Here is a 14,843-nt window from a genome sequence, read left to right as displayed (position 1 = left end):
AACGATCTTGCATCATCTTTTTCCACACGGCGGCCGCCGTTCGGAATGAGGCTTCAGCCCCGCGCGCCAGGCAGGCTGTGGCTGAGGAAGAAGTCGAGCATCGCCCGCGAGGCATCCGGCCCGTTCGCGTCGGTGTAGCTGCCCGCCGGGCTGCCGCCGGACCAGGCGTGGCCGGCACCCTGCACCGACCATGCTTCGGCCTGCACTCGGCCCGTCTCGTCGGCATAGCGGGTGCGGGTGTAGCTGTGGCCGCCACCGGTCCCGCTCTCCCGCTGTGGCGTCAGCACCGCGACGCCGGCCTGCGCCAGCACGGCGTCGGCGTTGCGGGGATGAACGGTGCCGTCACCCTCGCCGTGGAAGACGATGGTCGGCACCCGCAGGGACTGGGTCACCGATCCGGCACCGAAGCCGGCGGCACCGCCGGGCTCGGCCGCGCCGGGCGCGCCGACGCGCATCGCCGAGAGGGCCGAGGGCAGATCGCGGGCACAGCCCGCGGCGAGACCCGAATGTACGCCGAGCCCCGCGAACAGGTCGGGATAGGCCCTGGCGATGTTGGCCGCCGCCGCCCCGCCCGCCGAGAGCCCGGCGATGTAGATGCGCGACCGGTCGATCGGGTGCTCGGTGCAGACCGCACGGACGAGCCCCGCGACGATGCCGGCCTCGCCCATCTCCCGGCCCTGATCGCCGGGCTCGAACCAGTTCCAGCACCGCTGCGCGTTGGCCCGGCCCGATTGGCGCGGATAGACGACGTAGATCCCCTCCTCCTCGGCGAGCACATTCATGCGCGTTCCCGCCGCGAAATCGTCCGGCGACTGGGTGCAACCGTGCAGCATCACCAGGAGCGGGCGCCGTCCGCTCCGCGGGCTCGGGATGAACAGCTTGTAGTCCCGCGCGCCCGCCGCGTTGGAGAAGCTGCGCTCGACGAACTGGCCATCCTCCGCCTCGACATCCTCGGGTCCGATGCCGTTGGGTCTGGGCGCGTGCGGGCCACCGCCCACCAGCCCCTGCAGGGAGGGTGCGAGGGAGCGCAGGCCCTGCATCATCTGGTCGATGTTCTCGCGAAGCCGCTCCGGGATCAGCGCCGCGTCAGGCGTATGCCGGGCGGCCTCCGCCTCCGCGTCGAGCCGGTGCGCCGGACCTTCGAGCTGCGGCGCCCCGTCCAGTGGTCTCGGCGCGGCGGCCGAGGCGTCAACCGGGCGAGGTCCCTCGGGGGACAGGCCCGCGGCAACGAGACCGCGCTGGATCAGGGCGGTCGCTTCGCCGAGCCGCCCGGCCTGGGTCAGGCGGGTGGCTTCGGCCATGTCCGTGAAAAAGGCGTTGTGACGTTCGGTCATGCGGGTCTCGCTTTCCGGGTCGGCGACGGGCGCGCGCGAGCGCAGCGGGTCCCGAGGAGGGAGTGGTCTCCGGAGTCGGAATTGTCCGGGATCAGAGCAGGCGGTCGGCCAGCGCCCGCTTCACGGCGGGGCTTGCCTGGAGGCTGCCGAGCACTTCGATCGAGGCGATCGCGGCGCTGGCGAGATCGGCGGGAACGTCGTCGGCGATGACGGCGAGGCCGAGGACGCGGATGTCGAGCCGTGTTCCCGCCGCCCGCGCCGTCTCCAGCTCGGTCCGGCCGTAGCGGCGCAGACCAACCTCGATCGGTTTGCGGGCGACCGATTGGCGGGTGATGTCGCCGTGCCGCTCGATCTGGTTGCGGACCGCCGTGCGGATGAAGTCGCTACGATTGGCGTAGACGCCCTCCGAGACGAGCAGATCGACATGTCCGAGATCGACGAAGCCGAGATTGACCGTGATCTTCTCGTGGTCGCTCGATCTGGCCCCGACGCGCATTGCGATCGGGGTGCCCGGCCGGCTCTCCTGCATCACATTCATCATCGCGCTCATCCCCGCGCCATCCATGGGGATGGTATGGGAAGGCTCATGCTGCACCGCAAGATGAAAGTTTTTGCATTGCAACAAGACAGGATGAACCAGGGTGCGGCCGGGCCGGCGCGCCTCAGCCGAAGGAAGTGCCGCGTGTCGCCGAAGAGCGCATCCGAAGAACGACTTAACGGATGCCGGCCGACGCGATCACAGCCTATGGCTCCATGTATTCCCGCCAGATGGCGTTTGTTCCGAGACTCTCGACAAAGCTGTCATGCCGCAGGCGCTCGCCTTCGCTGAGGCGGCTTCGCATGGGACGCGGACCGACCGGACCCGAATCGATCCGGGCCTCGAGCGCCACGGCCTCGGCCGGCTCGGCCATGCTGAGCCCGAGGCTCGTCTGCTTGCCGCCGAGCAGTTCGACGTAGACCTCGGCCAGGATCTGCGCGTCGAGGAGCGCCCCGTGCTTGACGCGGCGGGCGGTGTCCACGCCGTAGCGGTTGCATAGGGCATCGAGGTTGTTGGCCGCGCCCGGATGCTTGCGGCGGGCGAGCAGCAGGGTATCGACCACGTCCTCCAGCACGATCGGCTTCGGGGCCGCGGGTCCGAGCCGGGCGAACTCCATGTTGAGGAAGCCGACGTCGAAGGGCGCGTTGTGGATCACCAGCCGCGAATCACGGCAGAAGGCGAGGAAGGCGTCCACCACCTCGGCGAAGACCGGCTTGTCGGCCAGCATCGCATCCGAGATGCCGTGGACCCCGAACGCCCCCTCGGACACCGCGCGCTGCGGGTTGATGAGCCGGTGGAAGGTCTCGCCGGTCTGGACGTGGTTGATGAGTTCGACGCAGCCGATCTCGATCAGCCGGTCGCCGTTCTTGGCATCCGTGCCGGTGGTCTCGGTATCGAGGACGATCTCGCGCAGCATGTTTTTCCGATCCGATTCAGGCGAACAGCCTGCGCGCGGGTCGCCAAGGATGCGTTAACCGGCAGCGCCCGTCAGTGGGTCCGGCGAGCCAGTTCCTCGACGATCCGCCCCACTTCCGCCTCCGCGTGTTCGAACCCGCGGCTCGTGTCGATCACGTAATCCGCCCGCGCCCGCTTCTCGGCGTCCGGCATCTGCTTGGCGCGGATCGCCGCGAAAGCGTCCTCGGTCATGCCGGGGCGGGCGAGCACGCGGGCGCGCTGGACTTGCGCCGGGGCTGTGACGACGAGAACAGCGTCGCAGCGGGCATCGGCGCCGGTCTCGAACAGGAGCGGGATGTCGAGGACGACCAGCGGCGCCCCCGCGTTGCGGGCGAGGAAGGCGCGGCTCTCCTCCCGAACCAGCGGATGCACGATCGCTTCCAGCTGGGCGAGTTTTTCGGAATCCCCGAGCACCGCCGCGCGCAGGGCCGAGCGGTCGACGCTGTCCTCGGGCGTCAGGGTGCCGGGAAAGGCTTCGCCGATGGCCCGCGCTGCGCCGCCGCCCGGCCCGTAGAGGGCATGGACCGCCGCGTCCGAATCGTGGACCGGCACGCCGCGGGCGGAGAACATCGCGGCGGTCGCCGACTTGCCCATGCCGATCGAGCCGGTGAGGCCGAGCACCACGGGACGGTGGGGTTGGTCAGGAGCGCTCATTTCGCGGCGAGGTCTGCGACGATTTTCTGGCGCAGCTCCGGCGTCACCTCGGGGCGCAGGCCGAACCACGCCGCGAAGCCCGGCACCGCTTGGTGCAGCAGCATGCCGAGCCCATCCACAGCCGCGAGTCCCCGCGCCCGCGCTGCGGCGAGGAGCGGCGTCTCCAAGGGCACGTAGACGATGTCGGCCACCGCCGCACGATCCGGGAGCGGGGCGAGGTCGAGGTCGAGTGGCGGATGTCCGGCCATGCCGAGCGAGGTGGTGTTGACGAGAAGCCCGGTGACGCCAAGTGCCTCCGGCACGGCCTCCCAGGCCAACGCCTCGACATGGTCGGGGGCGAGTTCGGCGAGCACCCGCGCCCGCTCGGGGCTGCGGTTGGCGACGCGGACCGAGAGCCCCCGCTCCACCAGCCCGACGACGATGGCCCGCGACGCGCCGCCCGCGCCGAGCACGAGAGCGGACCCGCCGGTCCGCTCGGGCCAGCCCTCCCCGAGGCTCTGGTCGAGATGGGCGATGAAGCCCGGCGCATCGGTGTTGTCGCCGCGCACGCGATCACCCTCGACGATCAGCGTGTTCACTGCCCCGATCTTCTGCGCGCGCGGCGTCAGAGAATCGGCCAGCCGAAAGGCCGCCTCCTTATGCGGAATGGTGACGTTGCCGCCGGCAAAGCCCGAACCGGGAAGCCCGCGGATAAAGGCCTCGAATGCGTCCGGCGCCACGTCGAGGCGCTCGTAGCTGCCCGCGAGCCCATGCTCGGCGAGCCAGTGGCCATGGATCAGCGGCGAGCGGGAATGCTGGATCGGGTGGCCGACGACGAAGGCTCTGGCGGTCATGGAATCCTGCCGGCGGATGCGCCTGAAAAGTCGTGAGACATCACGCGACGCAGCCCTTCGGCAGCGTGCAGGCGGTCTGGCCCTCGATCTCGATCTGAAGGGTGGCGTGACCGATCCCGAAGCGCGCCCGCAACTCGTCCGCCGTCTCCTTGAGGAAGTGAGGGTGGTTCGCCTCGCCCGCCACGACGAGATGGGCGGTGAGCGCCGGCTCGGTGGTGCTCATCGGCCAGATGTGCAGGTCGTGCAGCCCACGCACGCCGGGGCGGGCGGCCAGACATGCCCGCACCGCCTCCGGGTCGATGCCGGGCGGCACCGCGGCGAGGGACATCGCCACGCTGTCGCGCAGGAGCCCCCAGGTCGCGACGATGATGAGCCCGGCGATGACGAGGCTCACCAGCGGGTCGAGCCAGTCGAAGCCGGTGGCGAGGATGACGAGGCCCGCGAGCACCACGCCGGCCGAGACCGCCGCATCCGCCATCATGTGCAGGTAGGCGCCGCGGATGTTGATGTCGCCCTTCGCGCCAGAGGCGAACAGCCAGGCGGTGAAGCCGTTGATGAGGATGCCGATGCCGGCCACCACCATCACCGTCGTGCCGGCAACCGGTTCCGGTTCGAGGAGGCGCCGCACCGCCTCGACGATGATGCCGCCGGTGGCCACCAGAAGCACCACCGCGTTGAACAGGGCGGCCAGGATCGAGGAGCCGCGCAGACCGTAGGTGAAGCGGGCGGACGGCGCCCGCTTCACAAGCACCGCGGCGATCCAGGCGGCGACGAGGCCCAGCACGTCGGAGAGGTTGTGGCCGGCATCGGCCACGAGCGCCATGGAGTTCGACAGCCAGCCATAGAGTGCCTCGATGCCGACGAAGCCGAGATTCAGCGCGATGCCGATGGCGAAGGCCGGACCGAAGTTTTTCGGAGCGTGAACGTGGCCGTGGCCCCCATGTCCATGACCCTGGGCATGGCTGTGCGCGTGCCCGGCATGATCGTGACCGTGATCCGGATGGGCGTGGTCGCGCTGGTGATCGTGCCGATGGTCGTCCATCGTCCCTCGCCGTCTCAGAACACCAGCAGGCCCATGCTCCGCAGCCGCGCAAGAAGGGGCGTGAGCGGCAGGCCGAGGATCGTCGAATGGTCGCCCTCGACCCGCTCGAACAGGTGGATGCCGAGCCCTTCGAGCTGGTAGGCGCCGACCGAGGTGGTGACGGCCTCGCCCGCGAGCCGCAGATAGGCGTCGATGGCTCCCGTATCGAGGGGCCGCATGGTCAGCCACGCCGTCTCGACGAAGTCCTGCTCAACGAAATCCTCGGGGCTGCCGTCGCGCCGGATCGCGACCGCCGAATTCAGCGCGTGGGTGCGGCCCTGGAGCCGGGCCAGATGGGCGTGCGCGGCCGCGATATCGGCGGGCTTGTGGAAGACGCGGCCCCCGCATTCGAGCACTTGGTCGGCGCCGATCACCACGCGGCCGGGATGGCGGGCCGCCACCTCCTCCGCCTTGGCCCGGGCGAGTCGCCGCGCCAGCTCGACCGGGGTGAGGTCGCCGCCCTCGGCTTCGAGGGCGCGCTCGTCGATCCGCGCGGGCGCCGTCTCCACCGGCAGGCCGGCGCCCGTCAGGAGGTCGCGCCGGGTGGTGCTCGCCGAGGCGAGAAGGAGCGGTGTGGGGGCAAGCCAGAGGGCCGAAGCGTTCACGTCGAAAATGATTCCGTCAGCGCAGGCCGCGCCAGTCGAGCCAGTCGAACAGGAAGTCGATATCCTGAGGCGCCACGGAGAAGAACCCCTCCTCCGAGCGCTCTGAGCCGATCACGTAGCCGCTGGCATGGCCGAGCGTGTGATCGATCGAGCTTTGCAGGAAACCGAGTTCGAGCCCGTTGTCGCGCAACGCCACGACGGTGCTGCCGGGGGGTGCGAACAGCGATCCATGCAGCCCCGAGCCGTATTCCCCGATGATCGTGCCGGCCGAGCGGAACAGGGCGATCTGCTCAGGGATGCTCAACCGCTCGGGCCGGACCCGGGTGAAGCCGCGGGCGACCGCCTTCTCTTCGAACGCCGCCCGCTCCGCTAGATTGCGCCGGTTGCGTGTGTCGGCATTGTCCGAACGGGAGATCAGAATTTTTTCTGTCCCCTGTTTCTCGCGACGGCGGCCAGATCGCCAACGGGGCTTCCAGCGGGGCCGTGGGGCCGCGCGCTCGAGGAGGAAGCGACGGGCCTGCCGCATCAGCGGCGAGGCGCGGCTGACGAAGCGCAAAGCCGTCGGCACGAGGAGGTGGCGGCAGGCGACGCAATCGCGGGTGCGGTCGTAGACGATGAGCCGGTCCTCACCGATGCCGAGGAGTCCGAGCCAGAGGCGGGCGAACCCCGGCGTGTCGGCGGGCAGGAGGTAGCGCAGCCGCGTGATGTCGTGGCCGGCCCGGTCGAGCAGGAAGAGTTTCGGCAGGAAATCGACCAGCCAGTGGCCGTACATCTGATGGCCCATGCCGGTCAGCAACACGACCGGCTCCTCGACGGTGACCCGACGCAGGCTCGGCAGCCGCGCCGCGATGGCGCGGAAATGCCCCTCGAAGTTGACGGGGAAGATGTTGAGCTGCGCGGCGTACTGGAACATGCCGTCGAGGAGGATCACGCCCTCCTCCGTCACCTCCGCCCCCGGCAATTCGTAGAGGCTCGTGCCGAGCACGGTGGTCTGCTCGTGGTAGACGCGCAGCAGCGTCGGCGTCACCGCGCCGACGAGTAGGTCCGGCGGGGGCGCCCAGTCCCGATAGGACAGGCTGAGATCGGTGCAGCGCCCGCGCCCGGCCTCGACGGTCTCGCGCAGATCGGCCGCGGCGAGGCCCACGTCTTCCATGTGCCGGAGCCCTCAGGTCGCGATGAACTTGAGGCGGTGCTCGCGGTAGAGGTCGAGGATCGCGGCCGCCGTCTCCTCGATCGAGCGGCGGGTCACGTCGATGGTCGGCCAGCGGTATTTGGCGCAGAGGCGGCGCGAGGCGGCGATCTCGTCGGCCACCGATTCCCGATCGACATAGGCCGAATTCTCATCGGCCTTGAGGCTCAGCAGCCGGTTCTGGCGGATCTGCACGATCCGCTCGGGGCTCGCGATCAGGCCGACGATCAGCACCTTCTTCGCCCGATCGAAGCTCGGCGGCAGCGGCATCGACGGCACGAGCGGGAGGTTGGCGGTCTTGAGCCCGCGATTGGCGAGGTAGATCGAGGTCGGCGTCTTCGAGGTGCGGCTGACGCCGATCAGCAGCACGTCGGCCTCGTCGAGGTCGTCGGGCAGCGCCCCGTCATCGTGGGCGAGCGTGAAGTTCATCGCGTCGATGCGCTTGAAATACTCGGCGTTGAGCATGTGCTGCGCGCCCGGCCGCTCGGTCGAGGTCGCGCCCAGATAGGAGCGCAGCAGCGCGTGGACCGGCTGGAGCACGTTGAGCGTCGGCGAGCCGGTCTCGCGGCAGGCTTCCTCCAGGCGCTCGATCAGTTCGTGGCCGACGAGCGTGTAGAGCACGAGGCCCGGCGCCGCCTTGATCTCGGAGATCACCCGTTCGAGCTGCGCGCCCGAGCGCACCAGCGGGTAGACGTGCTCGATCGCCGAGATGCCCTCGTACTGCACCGCGGCGGCGCGCCCGACATTGATCAGGGTCTCGCCGGTGGAGTCCGAGACGAGGTGGAGATGGAAATAGCTGCGGCTCATCGTCGGCCCGTCTCTGCCGTGACGCATCGGTCCAGGGCGGCAGGACCGCCCCGCGGGGATGCTTAGAGCATGTTTTTGCGCGAAGGCGATGCCGAATTGCCGTTTGCCGCGAAGGCACCGGCGATTGCGGAGCTGAACCGACCACGGTCGCGGTGCCGGGATCGCTTCGCCGATCTCCGCGAGCACGACTGAGGCCGACCGCATCGTCCTTGCGAGGCGAAGCCGAAGCGATCCAGAAGCGCGAATTCGCCGAGAACGGCGTCATCGCCGCCGTACATTCGATTTTGTTTTCAGGCGCTTGGCATTCCAACACTGCCACGCTGTCCCCAGGAAGCGTCCGAGGAGTCGATAAGTGGGGAAAACCGGGCTCGACGGACAGGCGACGGCGGGTTGTGCCGAAAACCGTCGACTCCTCCCTCAACATGCCGACCTTGGGCACACGCTGGAGTCGCCCGGATGGGAGAATCCGGGACCAAGGCGGCCATCAGGGCACACGGGCCCACGCAAGCCTCTGCTGAGCTTGGCCTATCGTGGACATTAGATCCAATCCGTTAAGAGGTGATTAACGTCGCGGCTGTGGGGAGGGCCTGTGGACGCGCTTGCGGCATCACGATCCAACGTCCAAGAGAAAAAACAGAGATTCTAGAATCTCTCTTTCTTTGAAGAGGGCCGGGGTGGGGATGGCGAGGTCGCGGCCTCTCCGGCCTCGCCCGCGGAAGGCAGGCAGGAAGCGGGTTCGTATGGCGGAGGCAAGGACGGCCGACAGGCCGGTGCTGCGGGTGCTGTCGGGAGAAGCGATCTCTCCGCCTCCGGCCTGGATGATGCGTCAGGCCGGCCGCTACCTGCCGGAATACCGGGCGACGCGGGCCGAGGCCGGCTCCTTCCTCGACCTGTGCTACAATCCGGCCTTCGCCACCGAGGTGACGCTCCAGCCGATCCGCCGCTTCGGCTTCGAGGCCTCGATCCTGTTCTCCGACATCCTCGTGGTGCCCCACGCGCTCGGCCAGGACGTGCGCTTCGTCGAAGGCGAGGGGCCGCGCCTCGACGCGCTCGAAGGCAGGACGCAGTTCGAGCGCCTTCGCGAGGCCGGCGACCCGGCGATTTTTTCACATCTGGCGCCGGTGTTCGAGGCGGTGGAGCGGATCCGCGGGGCGCTTCCCCGCGAGACCACGCTGCTCGGCTTCTGCGGCGCGCCCTGGACCGTGGCGAGCTACATGATCGGCGGGCGCGGCACGGTGGATCTCGCTCAGGCCCGGGCGCTGGCGGCGGCCGACCCTGCGCTGCTCGACGCGCTGCTCGACCGGCTCGTCGCCGTCCAGACCGAGTATCTCGTGCGCCAGCTCCGCGCCGGCGCCGATGCGGTGCAGATCTTCGAGTCCCATGCGGGGGTTTTGCCCGAGTCGAGCGACGGCGATGCCCTGAAGCGCTTCTCGCTCGGGCCGATCACGCGGATGGTCCAGGGCATCCGCGCGCAGGTGCCGGACGCGAAGATCATCGTGTTTGCCAAGGGATCGGGGCTGGAGGGCCACGCCCGCGTCGTGCCCGAGACCGGCGCGAGTGCCGTCGGCGTCGATTGGGGTGTCGATCTCGCGGCCCTGCGGGCCCGTGTGCCGGCCTCGACGGTCACCCAGGGCAACCTCCACCCCGAGACGCTGATCGAGGGTGGGCGGGCCCTGGACGCGGCCGTGGACGCCATCCTGGCGGCGACCGAGGGTCTGCCGCACATCTTCAATCTCGGCCACGGCATCACCCCGCAAACGCCGATCGCCCATGTCGAGCAGATGCTGGCCCGGCTCAGGGCCGGCCGCTGACCCCTTGCCTCCGAACTTTCACCCCGCGTTGCGTATCGAGGAGTTCCTCAGCCGGTGCTCGAGACCCTGTACCCCTGGATCAAGGCCTTCCACGTCATCGCGGTGATCGCCTGGATGGCGGCGATGCTCTACCTGCCGCGCCTGTTCGTCTACCACGCAGCCCTTCCCACCGGCTCGCGGGTGCAGTCCGAGACCTTCAAGGTCATGGAGCGGCGCCTGCTCAAAGCGATCATGGCGCCGGCCATGATCGTCACCTGGATCCTCGGCCTGTGGCTCGCGTGGCAGAGCGGCTACTACGCCGCGCCCTGGCTGCACGCGAAGTTCGCCCTGGTGCTCGCGATGAGCGGCATGCACGGCTTCCTTGCCCGCGCGGTCAAGGACTTCGCCGCCGACCGCAACACGCGGAGCCAGCGCTTCTACCGGGTCATCAACGAGGTGCCGACGCTCCTGATGATCGGCATCGTCATCCTCGCGATCGTGAAGCCCTGGAGCTGATTCTTTTTCGCGGATCGCGGCACCGGGGCGAGAACAAGCCGTTGGAAGGGCGAAGCGTGGCCGTTGTCCACGCGGGAGCCTGTCCGATGCGCACGCCGTTTCTCGCCCTCGCCCTGAGCCTCTCTGTGAGCCTCGCCGCGGCCTCGCCCGCGGCGGCGGCGAGCTTCTCCTGCGCCAAAGCCGAGACGCCGGACGAGAAGGCGGTCTGCGACACCCGCAGCCTCAACGACCTCGATGTCGAGATGGCGGTGCGCTTCGACATCCTCAAAGACCTGCTGCCGATGGGCAATCGCACCAAGATGCAGGACGATCAGGAGGCTTGGCTCAAGGACCGCCGCGCCTGCGGCGCCGAGATCGCCTGCCTCACGGCGTCCTATGAGGGAAGGCTCAAGGTGCTGCGGGGCGTGCTTTCGGAGTTCGCCAAGCAGGGTGGGCAGTAACCCGCTCCGTCATCGCGAGGCGAAGCCGAGGCGATGAGGTGGGGCTACAACCGCGCCAGCAGCCGCTCCGCCAGCGGGTTCTCCGCCGCGAAGGCGTAGTCGATCCGCCGCACGGTGACCGCCCGCGCCCCGGCCTGCACCAGCGCGTCGGACAGGTCGAACACTGCGTCCACGGGGCAGCGCATCACGATCTCGCCGTCGGCGCCGCGCGGGGCGCCGTAGGGCAGCTCGGCCTCGTGCAGGCCGGCGATCGTCGCGAGATCGATCTGGCCGGACTCGGGAAGCCCCGCGCGAACCTCGCGGGTGGTGCGGGCGCGTTCTTCCGCCGCGATGCGGCCGAGCACGGCGCGCAGCGAAGTACGGGCGGTCTCGCCCCAGGAGGCTTTCAGCGAGGCGACGAGGTTGGCCTCCGAGCGCAGCATCACCCCGTCGTCCAGAACCTTCAGCGCGTTGGCCGCGAGCGTGGTGCCGGTGGTGGTGATGTCGACGATGATCTCCGCCGAGCCCGCCGCGGGCGCGCCCTCGGTGGCGCCCAGGCTCTCGACGATGCGATAGTCGGCGATGCCGGCCTCGGCGAAGAAGCGGCGGGTCAGGTTCACGTACTTGGTGGCGATGCGCATCCGTCGGCCCTGGCGCAGGCGCATCTCGCTCGCGACCTCGTCGAGGTCGCTCATGGCGCGCACGTCGATCCAGGCTTGCGGCACCGCCACCACGACGCTGGCATGGCCGAAGCCGAGCGGCGTCAGCAGCTCGACGCTTGCCCCCGGATCGGGCAGCATCTCGCGGATCAGATCCTCGCCGGTGACGCCGAGATGGGCGGCGCCGCTGGCGAGCTGGCCGGCAATCTCGGAGGCCGAGAGGTAGCGCACCTCGACACCGGTCAGACCGGCGAGCGTGCCACGGTACTCGCGCGCCCCCGCCTTCTGCACGAGCTTGAGCCCGGCGCGGGAGAAGAACGCGCTCGCATTCTCCTGGAGCCGGCCCTTGGAGGGGACGGCGAGGACGAGGGGCTGATCGGTCACGCGACGTCTCCTTCAGCGCTTCCGCTCGCGTTGCCTTCGGTGCAGCGCGACAGCCAGAACGCGCAGCCCACCGCCGGCAGCGGCACCGGGCTGCCGAGCTGCTGCAAGAGGCCGTCGTAGCGCCCGCCGCCGACCAGGGTCGGGCCACCCTGAGGGCCCGTCACCTCGAAGATGAAGCCGGTATAATAGTCGAGGTTGCGCGCGAACCCGCCGCTGAAGCGGAAGCGCTCGACGGGCAGACCCCGCGCGGCCATGAAGCCGGTGCGCTCCTCGAACAGGGCGAGCGCCGCCTCAAGCCCTTCGTGGTTCAGGCCTGCCTCGCGGGCGAGCGCCCGCACCGCGGCAGCCGTCGCATCGGGATCGCCGGAGATCGCGCAGTAGCGCTGGATCAGGTCGCGGTTCGTTGTGTTGAGGCCGGCGCCGCCCTGCGCCTGCGCCGAGGCCTTGGCCAGGAAGCGCTCGGCGATGGCGCCGGCGCTGCGTCCGCCGACCTGCGAGATCCCCGCGATCGACAGCACGTCCTCGACGAAGGCTCGGACGGCGCCCGCATCCTGGCCCTGGATCGCGGCGAGCAGGCCGGCATGGCGGTCCTCGGTCTGCACGCTGTTGGCGACCTCGTCGAGGGAGCGCCCGGCAGCGATGGCCCGCAGGGTCCGGCGCTTGGCCACCGGCGGCACGGCGAGCGCGTCGAGGAAGGCGTGGGTCAGGCCCATGTCGCCGAGCCGCACCGCGACGTCGGAGCGACCGAGCAGGTCGAGCCCCTCGAAGGCGAGCCCCAGCACCTCGGCATCCGCCGCCGGGGTGTCGGTGCGCCCGATCGACTCGATGCCGCCCTGCACGAACTCGTCGGGCTCGCCCGCGGCGACGCGGAAGACGGGGCCGAGATAGCTGTAATCGGCGCTCTCGCCCGGCCGCGTCGCCTGGTGCAGGCGGCAGACGGGGATGGTGAATTCCGGCCGGAGGCACAGTTCGGCCCCGGCCGCGTCCTGCGTCACGAAGATTCGCCGCCGGATGTCCTCGCCCGACAGTTCGAGGAACGGCTCCACGGGCTGCAGCACAGGGGGCGATGCGGGCACGTATCCGCAGGCGGAAAAATGCGCCGCCAGCCGCACATGGCGCAACGCCTCCGCGCCGCTCGGGCCGCCTGCCTCCGGTCTCGTCATCGTCTCGGATCCAGCTTGATTTCGGCCCCCATAGCAATCGCGTCACGGGTTGGCGACCGTAGAGGAGAATTTCCGGGCGGATCGGACCGCGTAACGGCCGCGCCGCACGGTGGCGGGGATTGGAGCAACAGGCCGGTTTCCCGGCAAAATCCTCGACTACCAGACCAGCCGCTCGATCACGGCATCGGGCCGCATCTCCTGCCGCGACAGCCACTCGGCGATGTCGCCGAGGCTGTGGTGCTCGGCGGTGACGCCGAGTTCCTCCGCGTGGATGCCGCGGGCCACCAGGATCGAGGGGATGCCGTAACGGGCGGCGCCGGCGATGTCGGTGCGGATCGCGTCGCCCACCGCGACGGTGCGGGCCATGTCCGGCGCCGGCATCCCGTCGAACTCGCCGGCCATGGCGAGCGCCGTCTCGTAGACCGGCCGGTAGGGCTTGCCCGCATAGACGACTGTGCCGCCAATGGCCTCGTAGGCCTGGGCGATCAAGCCGGCGCAGGGGATCAGCTTCTTGTCACGCTCGACCACGAGATCGGGGTTGGCGCAGATCATCGGCACGTTGCGGGCGCGAAACTCCGCCAGAGCCTCGCGGTAATCCTCCGCCGTCTCCGTGTAATCATCGAACAGGCCGGTACAGACGATGCGCTGCGCTTCCGTCCCCGGCACCAGGGTGAGGTCGAGACCATCGAAGACCGGTGCGTCGCGCTCGGGACCAAGGTGATACACCCGCTCGCCCGGATGCTCGGCGATCAGCCGCCGGGTCAGGTCGCCGGAGGTGAGGATCGCGTCGTAGGCCTCCCGCGGAACGCCGTAGCCGTCGAGGATCTTTTGCACGCCGGCCCACGGCCGGGGCGCGTTCGAGACCAGGATGACCCGGCGCGGACGAGAGCCGGGAAGCCCCCGGAAGCGGATCAGCGCCTCGCCGGCCGCGACGTGGCCGCGGGTTCCGTCATGCAACACGCCCCAGACGTCGCACAGGATCAGGTCGTAGCGCTCGGCCACTTCCTCGAAGTGGCGCAGCGTCGGGACGGGGGGATGGGTCATCGAAGAGTCCGGTCGGCGGTGATGCTGCGGCCTCTATAGCGGGCTTTGCGCCTCACTGAAGGTCGCAACCGATCTCCATCGTGAGTTGCTTTCCCTCTCTCCGGGAGGGTTCGTGATAGGAAGTCACCCCAGGAACCGCCCCACCAGCAGCCGGGCGAGCTCCCGCGGCGGGTCGGGGGTGAGCACGGCGAGCTTGCGCGAGGTCGAGAGCGAGGCGAGCCCATGCAGGGCGGCCCAGAGGGCGGCCACCGCCCGGCGGCGCTCGTCCGGTTCGGTGATCAGCGGTGCCAGCACGGTATCGACGAGCCCGACCGGTTGGGCCAGCGCCGCAGCGTACCAGTCGGGGAATGGCTGTTCCGGTGCGGCAAGGTGCTCGAACAGCAGGCTCCAGACCCTCGGGTCGGCGGCGACGAAGACGAGGTAGGCGTCCGCCAGCGCCAGCGCGTTGTCCCGCGGCGCCCGGTCCGGATCGATCACCGCCTCCAGCGCCGCGTGCAGCCGGGCGAGCGTGCGGGCATTGACCCGCAGAACCACCTGATCGAGGTCGCCCACCGCGTTGTAGATCGAGTTCGGCGCGTAGCCGATGGCCGCTGCGAGCCGCCGCATGCCGAGCGCGCGAAAGCCCTCGTTGCGCACGAGGCTCTCAGCCGTGCCCGCGACGAGGCTGATGAAGCCCTCCCGGTCGTGCTCGCCCCTCGGTCCGCTTCCGCGTGCCTTCCCTGCCAAGTCCCTTGCCAAGTCGACTCCTCGCTTCCCGGTGTTCCCCGTCGCCGTGCGTGCCCGCACTCGGCGTCGGGTTAGATTGCACGGTGTTCAAAATCAAGCTTGCGCGGCAATCCGACCGGTCTATTTTGAACGACGTGCAAAACGCGG

General features: G+C 69.8%; 16 protein-coding genes. 3 read left to right on the top strand and 13 right to left on the bottom strand.

Annotated features, from left to right (window positions below):
* Positions 1–53 precede the first annotated feature (53 nt).
* The 9 genes from FHU13_RS04270 to FHU13_RS04230 form a co-directional block, all read right to left on the bottom strand.
* Positions 54–1,334, bottom strand: coding sequence for a PHB depolymerase family esterase (locus FHU13_RS04270; RefSeq protein ID WP_183434596.1), 1,281 nt, complete (start codon positions 1,332–1,334; stop codon positions 54–56).
* A gap of 91 nt (positions 1,335–1,425) precedes the next feature.
* Positions 1,426–1,875 (bottom strand): CopG family transcriptional regulator, encoded by a 450-nt coding sequence (locus FHU13_RS04265; RefSeq protein ID WP_183434724.1) that lies wholly within the window; start codon positions 1,873–1,875, stop codon positions 1,426–1,428.
* A 202-nt stretch (positions 1,876–2,077) separates the two neighbouring features.
* Positions 2,078–2,788 carry a DNA polymerase III subunit epsilon gene (gene dnaQ / locus FHU13_RS04260; protein ID WP_183434595.1) on the bottom strand — a complete coding sequence of 237 codons (711 nt, stop codon included), beginning with the start codon at positions 2,786–2,788 and terminating at the stop codon, positions 2,078–2,080.
* 71 nt (positions 2,789–2,859) lie between these two features.
* Positions 2,860–3,480, bottom strand: a complete 621-nt coding sequence (coaE, locus tag FHU13_RS04255; RefSeq protein ID WP_183434594.1) for a dephospho-CoA kinase — start codon at positions 3,478–3,480, stop codon at positions 2,860–2,862.
* Positions 3,477–4,313: a shikimate dehydrogenase gene (locus FHU13_RS04250; RefSeq protein ID WP_183434593.1), complete on the bottom strand. Its 837-nt coding sequence runs from the start codon at positions 4,311–4,313 to the stop codon at positions 3,477–3,479. The genes coaE and FHU13_RS04250 overlap by 4 nt, the downstream gene beginning before the upstream one ends.
* Before the next feature lie 40 nt (positions 4,314–4,353).
* On the bottom strand, positions 4,354–5,355 hold the full coding sequence (locus tag FHU13_RS04245) for a cation diffusion facilitator family transporter (protein WP_183434592.1): 1,002 nt from the start codon (positions 5,353–5,355) through the stop codon (positions 4,354–4,356).
* Between the two features lie 14 nt (positions 5,356–5,369).
* On the bottom strand, positions 5,370–5,999 hold the full coding sequence (locus FHU13_RS04240; protein WP_183434591.1) for a Maf family protein: 630 nt from the start codon (positions 5,997–5,999) through the stop codon (positions 5,370–5,372).
* Between the two features lie 16 nt (positions 6,000–6,015).
* Positions 6,016–7,152 (bottom strand): DUF563 domain-containing protein, encoded by a 1,137-nt coding sequence (locus FHU13_RS04235; protein WP_183434590.1) that lies wholly within the window; start codon positions 7,150–7,152, stop codon positions 6,016–6,018.
* A gap of 12 nt (positions 7,153–7,164) precedes the next feature.
* Positions 7,165–7,995, bottom strand: a complete 831-nt coding sequence (locus tag FHU13_RS04230; protein ID WP_183434589.1) for a pyruvate, water dikinase regulatory protein — start codon at positions 7,993–7,995, stop codon at positions 7,165–7,167.
* Positions 7,996–8,735: 740 nt separating this feature from the next.
* Between FHU13_RS04230 and hemE the strand changes: the two genes are divergently transcribed.
* The 3 genes from hemE (at position 8,736) to FHU13_RS04215 (ending at position 10,741) form a co-directional block, all read left to right on the top strand.
* A complete protein-coding gene (gene hemE / locus FHU13_RS04225) occupies positions 8,736–9,806 on the top strand; it encodes a uroporphyrinogen decarboxylase (protein WP_183434588.1) in 1,071 nt (356 codons plus the stop codon).
* A 54-nt stretch (positions 9,807–9,860) separates the two neighbouring features.
* Complete coding sequence (gene hemJ / locus FHU13_RS04220; RefSeq protein ID WP_183434587.1) at positions 9,861–10,301, top strand: protoporphyrinogen oxidase HemJ; 441 nt, start codon at positions 9,861–9,863, stop codon at positions 10,299–10,301.
* Between the two features lie 86 nt (positions 10,302–10,387).
* Positions 10,388–10,741: a lysozyme inhibitor LprI family protein gene (locus FHU13_RS04215; RefSeq protein WP_183434586.1), complete on the top strand. Its 354-nt coding sequence runs from the start codon at positions 10,388–10,390 to the stop codon at positions 10,739–10,741.
* 44 nt (positions 10,742–10,785) lie between these two features.
* On the opposite strand, the gene hisG is transcribed toward FHU13_RS04215, so the two are convergent.
* The 4 genes from hisG to FHU13_RS04195 form a co-directional block, all read right to left on the bottom strand.
* Entirely contained in the window at positions 10,786–11,763 is a 978-nt protein-coding gene (gene hisG, locus FHU13_RS04210; RefSeq protein ID WP_183434585.1) for an ATP phosphoribosyltransferase, read from the bottom strand.
* The gene (locus FHU13_RS04205) at positions 11,760–12,926 is read right to left on the bottom strand and encodes an ATP phosphoribosyltransferase regulatory subunit (protein ID WP_183434584.1); all 1,167 of its coding nucleotides are present in this window, start codon (positions 12,924–12,926) and stop codon (positions 11,760–11,762) included. Before FHU13_RS04205 ends, hisG begins: the two co-directional genes overlap by 4 nt.
* 156 nt (positions 12,927–13,082) lie before the next feature.
* Positions 13,083–13,970 carry a TIGR01459 family HAD-type hydrolase gene (locus FHU13_RS04200; RefSeq protein ID WP_183434583.1) on the bottom strand — a complete coding sequence of 296 codons (888 nt, stop codon included), beginning with the start codon at positions 13,968–13,970 and terminating at the stop codon, positions 13,083–13,085.
* Positions 13,971–14,093: 123 nt separating this feature from the next.
* The gene (locus tag FHU13_RS04195) at positions 14,094–14,606 is read right to left on the bottom strand and encodes a TetR-like C-terminal domain-containing protein (protein ID WP_312889550.1); all 513 of its coding nucleotides are present in this window, start codon (positions 14,604–14,606) and stop codon (positions 14,094–14,096) included.
* Between the last annotated feature and the right edge of the window lie 237 nt (positions 14,607–14,843).

Source organism: Methylobacterium sp. R2-1 (assembly GCF_014191355.1).
Lineage (GTDB): Bacteria > Pseudomonadota > Alphaproteobacteria > Rhizobiales > Beijerinckiaceae > Methylobacterium.
The sequence above is the reverse complement of the archived record's forward strand: the minus strand, read 5'-3'. Positions and strand labels throughout refer to the sequence as shown.